The organism is Pseudomonas typographi, assembly GCF_014694385.1.
In the GTDB taxonomy this organism is placed as follows: domain Bacteria; phylum Pseudomonadota; class Gammaproteobacteria; order Pseudomonadales; family Pseudomonadaceae; genus Aquipseudomonas; species Aquipseudomonas typographi.
On record NZ_JAAOCA010000065.1, the window covers coordinates 1 to 11,703 of the forward strand.

The window sequence follows — 11,703 nt, forward strand, 5'->3', positions numbered from 1 at the left end:
GGGCTTGCCCGGGCGCTGTTCGGTGCGCCGAAGTTGATCGTACTGGACGAACCGAATTCCAACCTCGACGAGGCCGGCGAGGCGGCGCTGATGCACGCCCTGCAGACCCTCAAGAGCGCCGGCAGCACGGTGCTGATGATCACCCACCGGCCCAGCGTGCTGGGGGTGGTAGACAAAATCCTGGTGCTCAATGGTGGGCGCCAGCAGGTGTTCGGGCCTAAAGACCAGGTGCTCAAGACAGTGCTGCCGGTGTCCCATGGGCCTACGGTGGTTAAAGGAGGGCGACGGGATGGCTGAACCGCTATTGAAACGGCCCTTGGTCGAAGTCCCCAAACCTGCCCGGGTGCCGGTCAGCAGCGATGCGGCGGGCACCGCACGGCGTGGCCTGTGGTTCTTACTGGTGGCGCTCGGCGGTTTTTTGGCTTGGGCCTTTTTCGCGCCATTGGACCAAGGCCTGGTGGGGCAGGGCACGGTGGTGGTGGATGGCGAACGCAAGACCGTACAGCCATTGGTGGCGGGTGTGGTGGATAAAATCCTGGTCAACGAAGGCGATACCGTGGCCGCTGGCCAGTTGCTGGTGCAGCTGAACACCGTGCAGGCGCAGTCACAATTGGCCGTGACCCGTGGCAAACTGATCACCGCCCGCGCCACCGAGGCGCGGCTGACCGCCGAGCGCCTCAAGCAGGGCCAGATCACCTGGCCCGCCGACCTGTTGGCGCTGGGTGACGACCCACGGGCCAAGGCCGCCATGGCGTTGCAGCAGAACTTGTTCACCGCGCGGGCGGCGGAATTGGCCAGCCGCCAGGGTATCGTGGAGCATGAGGTAGCCTCATTAGGCCAGCAAATGAAGGCCTACCAGCAGGTGCGCAGCAATTACGAGACCCAGCTTGGCTTTCAGCAGCAAGAGCTCACGGGGTTGCGGGATCTGGCCCGCGATGGCTATGTACCGCGTTCCAAATTGTTCGAGGCCGAGCGCAACGCGGCGCAACTGGCTGGCCAGTTGGCCTCCAGCATCGGCGACATCGGCAAGACGGCGCAGTCGATCAACGAGAGCAAGCTCAAGGCCTTGCAGCAAGATCAAGAGTTTCGCCGCGACGCTGAAAGCCAACTGAGCGATGTGGCCGCCGAGGCCTCCGGCTACGCCGACCAGATCGCCGCGTTGGAATTCGAGGTGGCCAACGGCGCCCTGAAGGCCCCGGTCGGCGGCCAGGTGCTGGACCTCACGGTGCACACCATTGGTGGTGTCGCTACGGCGGGCCAGGCACTGATGGAAGTGGTGCCACTGGATGCGCCATTGGGCGTGACGGCACGTTTCCCACCCATGTTGGCTAACAAGCTTAAGCCCGGCTTGCCGGTGCAAGTGCACTTCACCGCCTTGCAGCGGGTGGACACGCCCCTGGTGATGGGCACCGTGGTCACCGTTTCGGCAGACCAATTGATCGACGAGCAAACCCATATGCCGTACTTCTCCGCACGCATCGAACTGCCGCCGGACAGCCTCGCCAAGTTGCGTGCGTCGGGCCTGCCGGTCAAGCCGGGGATGCTCGCGGACGTGACCGTGGTCACTGGCGAACGAACCTTGGTGAACTACTTGGTCAAACCCTTGCGCGAGCGTTTGCTGGCAGCTTTCAAGGAAGAATGAATGCGAACCCTGTTGATCGCAGCCGCGCTGCTTACGTTGGGCGCGCAGGCCGCCGAACCCCAGCACCTGACGTTGTTGCAACTGTACGATGCCTCGCGGCTGAATGACCCGGTGATGCGCTCGGCGGACTTCGCCCACCGCGCTTCGCAAAACGAAGAAGCCATTGGCCGTGGCGGGCTGCTGCCGCAGTTGTCGATCAGTTCGCGCTACGGGCGCGGCGGGCGTACCGACGGCGGCGCTGACTCGTCCTATGTCGACAGTGATGATTACCAATCGAACACGATCTCCCTGGTGGCGCAGCAGCCGATATACGATAAAGGGCGCTGGGCGGCGTATCAGGAGGCCAAGGCACGGGGGTCATTGGGCGAGAGCCAGTACGATGCGGCCAGCCAATCGCTGTTCGATCGGGTGACCAAGGCCTATTTCGCCGTGTCGCGTATCGAAAACGAACTTAAGCTGATCGGCCAGCAAAAGGCAGCGATCGCCGGCCTGCTGGAACAAGCCAAGCGCTTGTACGATGCAGGCCAAGGCGCGGTGACCGACATCGACGAGGCGCAGGCACGGTATGACCTGGTGCAGGCCCAAGAAGCGGAAAACCAGGCCAACCGCATCGCCGCGCTGCGCACCTTGGCCGGCCGCGGCAGCTTGCCGCTACTGGAAGTTGAGCGCATGCGCGAGCTACCGCCGCAAAGCGACCCGTTGCGCACGGAGCGCGGCCTTGACTACTGGACCGACCTGGCGCGCAACGCCAGCCCCGAACTTGCCGCGCGGGCTGCCCAGGTGAAGGTGGCCGAGGCGCAAGCCGAAACCCAACGCGCCGGGCATTACCCCACGCTTTCGTTGACCGGCCAGCTCACCCGCCGCGACAACTCCCAGTACGAAGAGCTCTCGCCGCGCCAGGACAGCTACTATGTCGGCTTGGCCCTGGACATCCCGCTGTACCGGGGCGGCGCCACCAGCGCCTCGGTACGCAAGGCCAGCGAAGCGTTGTCGGGTGCCCAGGCTGATTTCGACGCCGAACGCCAGCAACTGGCCGAGGATGTGGAAACCGACTACATGGGCGTGGTGGCAGGCTTTGCCAAATGCAAGGCACTGCAGCGGGCGGTGGAGTCGAACCAGAAAGCGCTGACCTCCACTGAAAAAGGCTACCAGGGCGGCGTGCGTTCCACGGTAGACATCCTCGATGCCCAGCAGCGGCTGTTCGAAGCCCGCCGCGACCTGCTCAACGGTAAGCTCGACATGCTCACCAGCTACGTGAGCTTGCATGTACGCACCGGCCAGATGGACCGTGCGGTGCTGGAAAAGGTGCAGGAACTGTTCTAAGGGCCACCCCTCTCATGGCGGCTGAAACCCTAAGCAGGTCCAGGGGCGCCCCGGGGGAACGCAACCGGTTGCTTAAACGCTTTCACCATTGGCCCGGCGCAACTGCCGGATGATCCCGGCGTGGTCTAAGTCCCCATCGCCGGCCTCGACCATGGCCGCGTACAGGCCGTCCACCACCTTAGCCACCGGTAATGCCAGGCCCAGGCTGGCGGCTTCGGCCAGGGCGGTGCGGGTGTCCTTCGCTTGCCACTTGGCTGGGCCGCCGGGGCGAAAGTCGGCGTTGATCATGCGTTCGCCGTGCTGGCGCAGGATGGGCGAGTCGGCGAAACCGCCAGCGAGGGCCTGGCGCACCTTCGCCGGGTCCGCGCCGCCGCGCTCGGCCAGCAGCAAGCCTTCGGCCACCGTGGCCAGGGTGCTGGCTACGATCAGTTGATTCACCAGTTTGGCCAGTTCGCCACAACCGGCCGGGCCCACATGCACCGGGCGGCCCAGGGCGCTTAAATAGCCTTCGGCCTGGGCAAACGCTGCGGCGCTGCCACCGGCCATGATCGCCAGGTTGCCCTCGCGGGCGCCGCGCTCGCCGCCGGATACCGGCGCGTCCAGGTATTCCAGGCCCAATGCCTGGCAGCGTGCCGCCTGTTGGCGTGCGGTGGGCACCGGGATCGAGCTCATCACGGCCACCACCGAGCCCTGGGCCAGGCCGGCGGCCGCGCCCTGCTCACCAAACAGCAGGTGGTCGCAGGTGGGGCCGTCGCTGAGCATGCACAGCAGCGCCGCCGCGCCCACGCTCACTTCGGCGGGGTGTTGGCATACCTGCGCACCGGCCTCGGCCAAGGCGGCCAAGCGCTCGCCGGAGCGGTTCCATACCTTGACCCGGTGGCCTGCCGCAAGCAGGTTGAGCACCATGGGTGCGCCCATGATGCCGGTGCCGATGAAGCCCAGGGTGGCGCTCATGCCTTACCCTCGTGTAACGGCTCGCCGGGCTGCGCGCTGTGCGCCATGCCGCGGGGCAGCACCAGCATGCCGACGCCGCCGGCGGCCACCAGCGCGGCGATGATCAAAAAACCCGGCGTGTAGCTACCGGTGGTGCTGAACAACAGCCCAGTGATATACGGGCCGGTGAACCCGCTCAGGTTGCCGATAGAGTTGATCAAACCGATGCCGGCGGCAGCACCGACCCCTGTCAGCGCTTGCCCGGGTACCGCCCAGAACACGTTGATCGCGCTGTACACACCGATTGCCAGCAGGGTAAAGCCGATCACGATGACCCAGGGCTGGTTGATGACCAATGCCAAGGCAATCGACGCTGCGGCCAGCAATGCCGCGCCCCCGGCGTGCCAGTGGCGTTCCTGATGGCGGTCGGAATGGCGGCTCCAGAGGATCATGCACAGCGCTGCCAAGGCGTAGGGCACTGCGGTGAGCAGGCCGTTCTGCATCAGCCCCAGTTCAAGGCCGAAGGTTGCGCGGAACGACTGCAGCACGGTAGGCAAGAAGAAATTCATGGCGTTGGAGCCTGAGGTAATGCCGAAATACACGAACGCCATCAGCCAAACCTGCGGGTTGCACAACGCCTTGGCGACCATTTGCCGTTTGCTCAAGTGTGCACCCACCGCCAGCGGCTTGGCCCGCTCCTCGCGCGCGAGGGTGTCGGTCAGCCAATGCCGTTGCGCCTCGCTTAGCCAATGGGCGTCCGCCGGGCGGTTGGTGAGGTAGAACAGGCAAGCGATGCCCAGGGCGATCGCCGGCAAGCCCTCGGCGATGTACATCAGGCGCCAGCCGACCACGCCAACATGCTCGCCCAGTTGCATCAAGCCCACGGACAACGGCGCGCCGATCACTTGGGAAATCGGCACGCCCAGGTAGAACATGGCGAAAATCCGCGCGCGGTAGCGGTTTGGGAACCACAGTGAGAGCAAGAAAATCATCCCTGGGAAGAACCCGGCCTCGGCGACACCCAATAACACGCGCAATACCACGAAATGCGTGGCGCTCTGCAAAAAGCCCATGGCTGCTGCGACCAGCCCCCAGGTGATCATGATTCGGGCAATCCACACCCGCGCGCCGAACCGGTGCAGCAGGATGTTGCTCGGCACTTCGAACACGAAATAGCCCAAAAAGAAAATCCCCGCGCCCAGCCCGTAGGTCGCCTGGCTGATGCCGATGTCCTCGTTCATGCGCAAGGCCGCGAAGCCGACATTGGTGCGGTCCAGAAACGCCACCACGAACAGCACGATCAAAAAAGGAATCAGCCGGCGGGTGATGCGGCGGATGGTTTGTTGTTCCAACGATGGGGTAGCGCTGTGGTCCATGGCGGCATCTCTTGTTGTTTTTGTTGTGTGGGCTTTAGCGGGCTACCGCCTGGTGTCTTCGATGTGGGCGCGCACGATGCTGTCGAAGTCGGCATCGGCCTCAAACCCCAGGGCCCTGGCGCGCGGCGCCTCGACCCGGGTGGGCCAACTGCTGACGATGCGTTCGATCGCAGGGTCGTGCTGCCACTGGATCAAGCGCGTCGCCTCCACGCCGGCCACCCGTTCCAGGGCATCGACCATCTCGCCCACGCTCAAGGTCAGCCCCGGCAGCGGGATGATCCGCTCGCCGCCCAAATGCTGTGGCGCCAACCACATGGCCCGCTGCATCGCCTGCAATACCCGCCGGGGCGAACTGATGAATACCTGCGTGTCGCGGCCGACGGGGCACACGGCCGGCTCGCCATTCAGCGGCTCGCGAATGATCGAACTGAAGAACGTCGAGGCCGCCTTGTTCGGCTTGCCGGGGCGCACCACCACGGTCGGCAGGCGCAATACCCGGCCGTCGATGAAACCTTTGCGTGAATAATCGGCCACCAGCAGTTCGCCGACCGCCTTTTGCATGCCATAGGACGACTGCGGCGTGAGCGCGGTGTGGTCGCCCACTACCGGCGGCAACTGGCCGCCGAACACCGCAAACCCACTGCTGAATACCAAGCGGGTGCCACGGCCTTGCCGGCGCAGGGTTTCAAGCAGGTTGATCAGCCCGTGCAGGTTCACCTGCATGCCCAATTCGAAATCCGCCTCGGCCGCAGCACTGACCACCGCCGCCAAGTGCCACACCAGGTCTACGCCGTCGGCGATACGGGCTACTGTGGCAGCGTCGGCGATGTCGCCTGTGAGCACTTCCAGGCGCGGGTCTTGCGGCAGGCCTTCACCGGCGAAGGCATCGAACAGGGTGATGCGCTCGATGCGCTGTGCTGGCTGGCCTTCCAGGGCCAAGTCGCCCTCTGCCAGTAATTGCCGGGCGAGGTGCTTGCCAATGAAGCCAGTCCCGCCGGTGATGAGAATTCGCATGGGAAATCCTTGTGGTGGTCGGGGTATTCAGTTGCTCATGCCGCCGTCGATCACTTGCACGGTGCCGGTCATGTAGGCGCTGGCGGGGCTCGCCAGGTACAGCGCGAGGCTTGCGATTTCCTCGGCTCGGCCGAGCCGGCCCATGGGTTGGCGGGCCACGTACGCCGCGTGCACCGCATCGACGCTCTGGCCGCTGGCACGGGCTTGGGCGGCGATGCGTTGCTGCAGCGAGGGGGAGTCGACAGTGCCGGGGCAGATGGCATTGCAGCGGATGCCGCGGGTTACGTAGTCGGCGGCAATCGACTTGGTCAAGCCGATCACCGCCGCCTTACTGGCCGAATAGGCGCAGCGCTGGGGCACCCCCATTACACTGGAGGCCACCGAGGCCATGTTGATGATCGAACCGCCACCGCGGGCGAGCATGCCGGGCAAAAACGTGCGGATGGTGTGGTACATCGCGGTCACGTTCAGGTCGAACGAAAACCGCCAAGCGTCCGGTTCACAGGCCAGGATATCACCGGCATGGACGAAGCCTGCGCAGTTGAACAGCACGTCTACCTCGCCGATGTCCTGATGCACGGCGGCGATGGCGGTAGGGTCAGTGGCGTCCAGGGTGATGGCGTTCAGGCCGCCAATGGCACGTAGTGGTTCGATGTCGCGGTCGCTGGCATACACCGTGGCGCCGGCGTCGCGAAACGCCAGTGCCGAGGCCAGGCCCATGCCTTGGGCAGCGGCAGTGATCAGTACGCGGGTGTGAGTGAGCGTCATGGGCGGCTCCTTTTTGCTGTTGTTATGTACCACGCCGTGCGCTTTACCCTAGGGCGGCCGCGCGATAATCTCCAATGACATCTACTCAACTGGCAATAGCTGCAGGTTATCGACTGGCATGGCCGACATCAGCTTCAACCCACTGTGCAATTGGTTGCGCTTTCGCCATTTGGTGCTGATCGACACCCTGGCGCGGCAGCAGAACATGCACGCCACCGCCCAGGTGATGAATATCAGCCAGCCCGCCGTGAGCAAAATGCTGCGTGAAGTCGAAAAACTGCTGGGCTTCGAATTATTCCAACGTTTGCCCCGGAGCATGCCGCCCACCGACCTGGGTGAGCAGGTGGCGCGTTATGCCGCCATTGCGCTGAACGACCTACGCCAGTTCGCCGAGCAGATCAACCACCTGCACGCCGGTGGCCATGGCTTGGTGCGGGTGGGCACGATCTTCGCGGCCACCGCGGTAGCCCTGCCGGCGGCGATCGTGCAGGTGAAACAGCACTGGCCGCTGCTGAATATCCAAGTGCAGGAACACACCAGCAGCGTGTTGCTCGAACGGCTGGAGAACAAAGAGCTGGACCTGGTTATCGCCCGCTACACCCTCGACCGCCACCGCGGGTTGTTCGATTTCCAGGCGCTGGCCCCCGAGCCCTTGGCCTTGGTAGTGGGTAGCCAGCACCCGCTGTGCCTGCTGGGCGACCTACCCATGGGGGGGCTGAGCGACTGGCCATGGGTGGTATACCCGCCAGGCACGCCGGTGCGTGCCCGCACCGAACGGGCGTTTGCCGAGGCGGGGTGGGTGTTCCCAGGCAATGTGGTCGAAACGGTGTCGCCACGCACTACGCTGCAATTGTTGCAAACCGCGCCGATGATCGCCATGTTGGCCGAAGCGATGGTAGAGCCTGAGGTGCAGGCCGGGCGCCTGCACAAACTGGCATTGCCGTTCCCGCTGGCGCTGGACGACTACGGTGTGATCACCCGCCGTGGCGAGGCGCCCAGTTGGGCAGCGCAGGCGTTGATCGATGCGTTGCTGGCCGCCGCGCCTGCCGGCATGGCGGCCGGGTAAACCGGCCAGGCCGGGAAGCCGCCGGCTTAGCTGCCCAGGGCGGTGGGCTTAGATGGGGAACAGTTCGCCCAACTTCGTCGCCAGCATCATGTCGCCTTCGGTGCGCAGCTTGCCGCCCATGAAGGCTTGCATGCCGTCGGTTTCGCCGCTGACGATGCCTTGAAGGGTTTCGCCGTCCATCAGTAGGGTCACGTTAGCCTCGGGGTTTTCGCCTTCCTCCAACTTACAGGTGCCGTCTTTGACGATGAGGTTGAAGTGCTTGGCGTCGTCGATGCAAAACCCGAAAATCAGATCCAGGCCCTTGGCGGCCTGGGGGTTGAACTTGGCTTTCATGGTTTCGATGGCTTGGGTCACGTCGGTCATGGAAATGTCCTGTTATACGGGGAGCCAGAAGCGGTTAGGGGCTCGCAGGCGAGCGTGCAGGCAGGTTAGGAGCAACGCCTAGGGCTGTCAACGATATTTCATACGGTCGTTTCAAAAGAGTGTTTCACGGGTAAGCATGGTCCATCACTGGCCGGCGCCTGAGCGCGCCGGTATGCTGCCTGGCAACGTGGCGCCTTGCATTGGGCGCCGGCCCTGTTCTGAAGGAGACACCGTGGAGTTTTTTGCCGATTACCTTGGCTTTCTCGCCAAGACCGCCACCCTGGTCGTGGCCATCCTGATCGTAGTGGCGGCGCTTGCGTCATTGCGCGGCAAGGGCCGGCGCAAGGGTGGGCAACTGCAAGTGCACAAGCTCAATGACTTCTACAAGCAGCTGCGCGAGCGGCTCGAAGCCAGCTTGATGGACAAGGACGCGCTCAAGCGCCACCGCAAGCAGCAGGCCAAGGCCGAGAAGGCCAAGAAAAAACACAAGGAAACTCCCCAGCGGGTGTTCGTGCTCGATTTCGACGGTGATATCAAGGCTTCGGCCACCGAAAGCCTGCGCCAGGAAATTACCGCGTTGCTGACCGTGGCCACCCCCAAGGACGAAGTGGTGCTGCGCCTGGAAAGCGGCGGGGGCATGGTTCACAGCTACGGCTTGGCCTCCTCGCAACTGGCCCGGGTGCGCCAGGCCGGCGTACCCTTGACCGTGTGCGTAGACAAAGTTGCCGCCAGCGGCGGCTACATGATGGCCTGCATCGGCGAGAAGATCCTCTGCGCCCCATTCGCCGTGCTCGGCTCTATCGGCGTAGTGGCCCAACTACCCAACATCCACAAGTTGCTGCGCAAGCACGATATCGACGTGGAGCTGCACACCGCCGGCGAGTTCAAGCGCACCCTTACGGTATTGGGCGAGAACACCGAAAAGGGCCGAGAGAAGTTCCAGGAAGACCTAGAGATTACTCACCGGCTGTTCAAGAATTTCGTGGTGCATTACCGCCCGCAACTGTCGATCGACGAGGTGGCGACCGGCGAGGTGTGGCTGGGGGTCAGCGCCTTGGAAAAACAACTGGTCGATGAAATCAAAACCAGCGACGAGTACCTGGCCGAGCGGGCTAAGGTGGCCCAGGTGTTCCATTTGCACTTCGCCGAGCGCAAAACGCTGCAAGAGCGCATGGGGATCGCCGCGGCGGTAGCGGCCGAACGGGGCGTTAGCCGGTTCTGGGCGGCACTGGTGGCGCGGCGGCTGTGGTAACGCCCGTATATAGTTAACGCGCCTGGAATACCCGCCGCCGTCATCGTGTGGCCTCCTGACCTGGAGGCTACCTCTTTTGAAAAATGTCCTTCCCCATTACGCCTTGTTCGAAGCCGGCATCGACCAATGGCTGGTGCGGGCTTCGCCCGCGCAACGTGATCAGCTTCAGCACCTCACACTTCAGGCCCAGCGCGCCAGTGAAGCATTGCGCCTGCAACTGAGCGGTATTCCCGCCGTTAGAGACTTTGCCCTGGGCCTGCTTGCGCCTCGGTTACCGGCCGGGGTAGACCCGGAGCACGCCACCTTGGTGCATCGCTATCAGCCCGGTTGCGCACCGGACCTGGGGCCGCTGAACCCCCTTACCCCATTGGTAGCGGTGGTCGGTGATTGGGTGTGCCCGGTAGAGACACAGCGAAATACACTGCTGCAGGCGGCGTTGGCGAATTTTCCCAGCCCTACCGGTTATGGCCAACCGGCTGAGACTTTCCAAGTGCAGGGCGCCGATCACCTGGACGGGCTAGCTTTCGTGCGCATCGTGCACGAGCTGAACATCGGCCAGCGCTACCAGGCCCTGTTGGCTGAGCGGTTACCGGTGCCGGCGGCGGTGCCATCGGTGTTGCAAAGCGCCTATGAACAGTGGCGCCAGGCGCTGCTGCGCAATGCCGCCTGCCAGGCCAGGCTCAGCGGCCAGGCCAGTGAACCGGCGCTGGCGTTGTTGGGTGAAGCCCAAGTGCCTGAATCGACCGTGCAGCGGTCTGTGGCGCTGTTTGGCACTGTATTGCCAACGCTGCGCGTATATGCCCCGGCCAGCGGCCGTGGCCCGCTGCTGCTGCATGTACCCAACGCCCCGGAGGGCGCGCTGCGATCGTTCGCCGATGAACGCACGCTCATCGACCATGTGTTGGTGTGCCTGACGCAGCCCGCCGGCCGCCGTTTTTTGCTGCGTACCGCGCTGTTGAAAGACCAACCCGTGTTAGCGCGCAAGCTGAACGGTAACGTGAGCGAGGGTGCCGTCACCGTGGCCGAGCGCGATATCGTGCAACTCACCCCATTGGCCGACAGTTCGCCGCGGGCCGCCTATGCACAATGGCGAGCCGCATTGCTGGCCAATGCGGCTACGCTGGCAGTGCCGCGCAGTGTCCTGGCCGGTAAACGCCACGATCTATTGATCGCCAAGCTGGTAGCCGATGCTGAGCAAGTGCTGTTCACCGCTGCCATGCTGGTGCCGGGCTGCCAACCGTTGGGCTGGGCCGCATTAGCGGTGTACGTTCACGGTATCGCCGACCAGGTGTATAGCGGTTACCACGCCTGGCAGCTGGGCGATCGCGAAGAAGCCATCAACCACCTGTTCTCAGTTGCAACCAACCTGGCTGCGGGTGTTATCGTGCAGCGGGTGCACAGCCGTTTTTTCAGCCAGCTGCTGGTGCTGGACGGCCCCGATGGCGCGCCGCGCCTGTGGCGCCACGACACCGCCACCTGGCAGGCACCACAGCAGCCACCGGCCGGCGTTGAACCTGGGGCGGATGGCCTGCTGCGCGCCGGCCAGCGCTGTTGGGCGCGGGTGGGCACCCAGCTATACCCTGTAACCGAGGCTGCGCAGGCCGGCGAAGCGATGGTGTTGCGGGTACCCGGCAACCATGAAGGCGTGGTACCTGAGCTGGTACCGTTCGCCGACGGCCAATGGGCCTGGGCCCATGAACACCCACTGGCCTGGCAAGGCCCCCGCCTGCTGCGGGCATTCGGCGAGGTGCCCGGCCCAGTGGGTGACCAAGCGCTGCTCGAGGCCCAGCACCTGGCTGGCCTAACCGATGACCAATTGCGCTATCACTGCGCGAACCGGTTGCCATTGCCGGCGCTTTTACGTTACTGGCTGCGCCACCGTGAGTTGAGCCACGCCTTGCAACGCTGGGCGGGGGAATTACGTTCGCTGGGTTGGGCACGGGTCGATGCCGCCAGTGTGGTAGGG

At 64.3% G+C, this 11,703-nt stretch carries 10 protein-coding genes and 1 pseudogene; 6 read left to right on the plus strand and 5 right to left on the minus strand.

Annotation, left to right across the window (positions count from 1 at the left end):
- From HAQ05_RS26895 to HAQ05_RS26905, 3 genes and pseudogenes are all read left to right on the plus strand, one after another.
- Positions 1 to 297: pseudogene (locus HAQ05_RS26895) on the plus strand (type I secretion system permease/ATPase); the annotation flags it as partial.
- Positions 290 to 1,642 carry an HlyD family type I secretion periplasmic adaptor subunit gene (locus tag HAQ05_RS26900; RefSeq protein ID WP_190427165.1) on the plus strand — a complete coding sequence of 451 codons (1,353 nt, stop codon included), beginning with the start codon at positions 290 to 292 and terminating at the stop codon, positions 1,640 to 1,642. The pseudogene HAQ05_RS26895 and the gene HAQ05_RS26900, both read left to right, overlap by 8 nt.
- Positions 1,643 to 2,965, plus strand: coding sequence for a TolC family outer membrane protein (locus HAQ05_RS26905; protein WP_190427169.1), 1,323 nt, complete (start codon positions 1,643 to 1,645; stop codon positions 2,963 to 2,965). It abuts the gene before it with no gap.
- Positions 2,966 to 3,037: 72 nt separating this feature from the next.
- Here HAQ05_RS26905 and HAQ05_RS26910 read toward each other — a convergent pair whose 3' ends face one another.
- The 4 genes from HAQ05_RS26910 to HAQ05_RS26925 are packed head-to-tail and all read right to left on the minus strand — an operon-like array spanning position 3,038 to position 7,056.
- Positions 3,038 to 3,919: an NAD(P)-dependent oxidoreductase gene (locus HAQ05_RS26910; protein ID WP_190427171.1), complete on the minus strand. Its 882-nt coding sequence runs from the start codon at positions 3,917 to 3,919 to the stop codon at positions 3,038 to 3,040.
- Positions 3,916 to 5,274, minus strand: a complete 1,359-nt coding sequence (locus tag HAQ05_RS26915) for an MFS transporter (protein WP_190427174.1) — start codon at positions 5,272 to 5,274, stop codon at positions 3,916 to 3,918. Before HAQ05_RS26915 ends, HAQ05_RS26910 begins: the two co-directional genes overlap by 4 nt.
- A 42-nt stretch (positions 5,275 to 5,316) precedes the next feature.
- A complete protein-coding gene (denD, locus tag HAQ05_RS26920) occupies positions 5,317 to 6,288 on the minus strand; it encodes a D-erythronate dehydrogenase (RefSeq protein ID WP_190427176.1) in 972 nt (323 codons plus the stop codon).
- A 27-nt stretch (positions 6,289 to 6,315) separates the two neighbouring features.
- Entirely contained in the window at positions 6,316 to 7,056 is a 741-nt protein-coding gene (locus HAQ05_RS26925) for an SDR family oxidoreductase (RefSeq protein WP_190427179.1), read from the minus strand.
- A gap of 118 nt (positions 7,057 to 7,174) precedes the next feature.
- On the opposite strand from HAQ05_RS26925, the gene HAQ05_RS26930 reads away from it, so the two are divergent.
- The gene (locus HAQ05_RS26930) at positions 7,175 to 8,122 is read left to right on the plus strand and encodes a LysR family transcriptional regulator (RefSeq protein WP_190427182.1); all 948 of its coding nucleotides are present in this window, start codon (positions 7,175 to 7,177) and stop codon (positions 8,120 to 8,122) included.
- 48 nt (positions 8,123 to 8,170) lie between these two features.
- Here the strand turns inward: HAQ05_RS26930 and HAQ05_RS26935 are convergent, their stop codons facing one another.
- Positions 8,171 to 8,485 carry an SCP2 sterol-binding domain-containing protein gene (locus HAQ05_RS26935; protein WP_190427186.1) on the minus strand — a complete coding sequence of 105 codons (315 nt, stop codon included), beginning with the start codon at positions 8,483 to 8,485 and terminating at the stop codon, positions 8,171 to 8,173.
- 232 nt (positions 8,486 to 8,717) lie between these two features.
- Between HAQ05_RS26935 and sohB the strand changes: the two genes are divergently transcribed.
- Together sohB and HAQ05_RS26945 are read left to right on the plus strand one after the other, a co-directional pair.
- Positions 8,718 to 9,737 carry a protease SohB gene (gene sohB / locus HAQ05_RS26940; protein ID WP_190427188.1) on the plus strand — a complete coding sequence of 340 codons (1,020 nt, stop codon included), beginning with the start codon at positions 8,718 to 8,720 and terminating at the stop codon, positions 9,735 to 9,737.
- A gap of 76 nt (positions 9,738 to 9,813) precedes the next feature.
- Positions 9,814 to 11,703 (plus strand): dermonecrotic toxin domain-containing protein (locus HAQ05_RS26945; protein ID WP_190427191.1); only part of this gene is annotated, 1,890 nt, incomplete at its 3' end.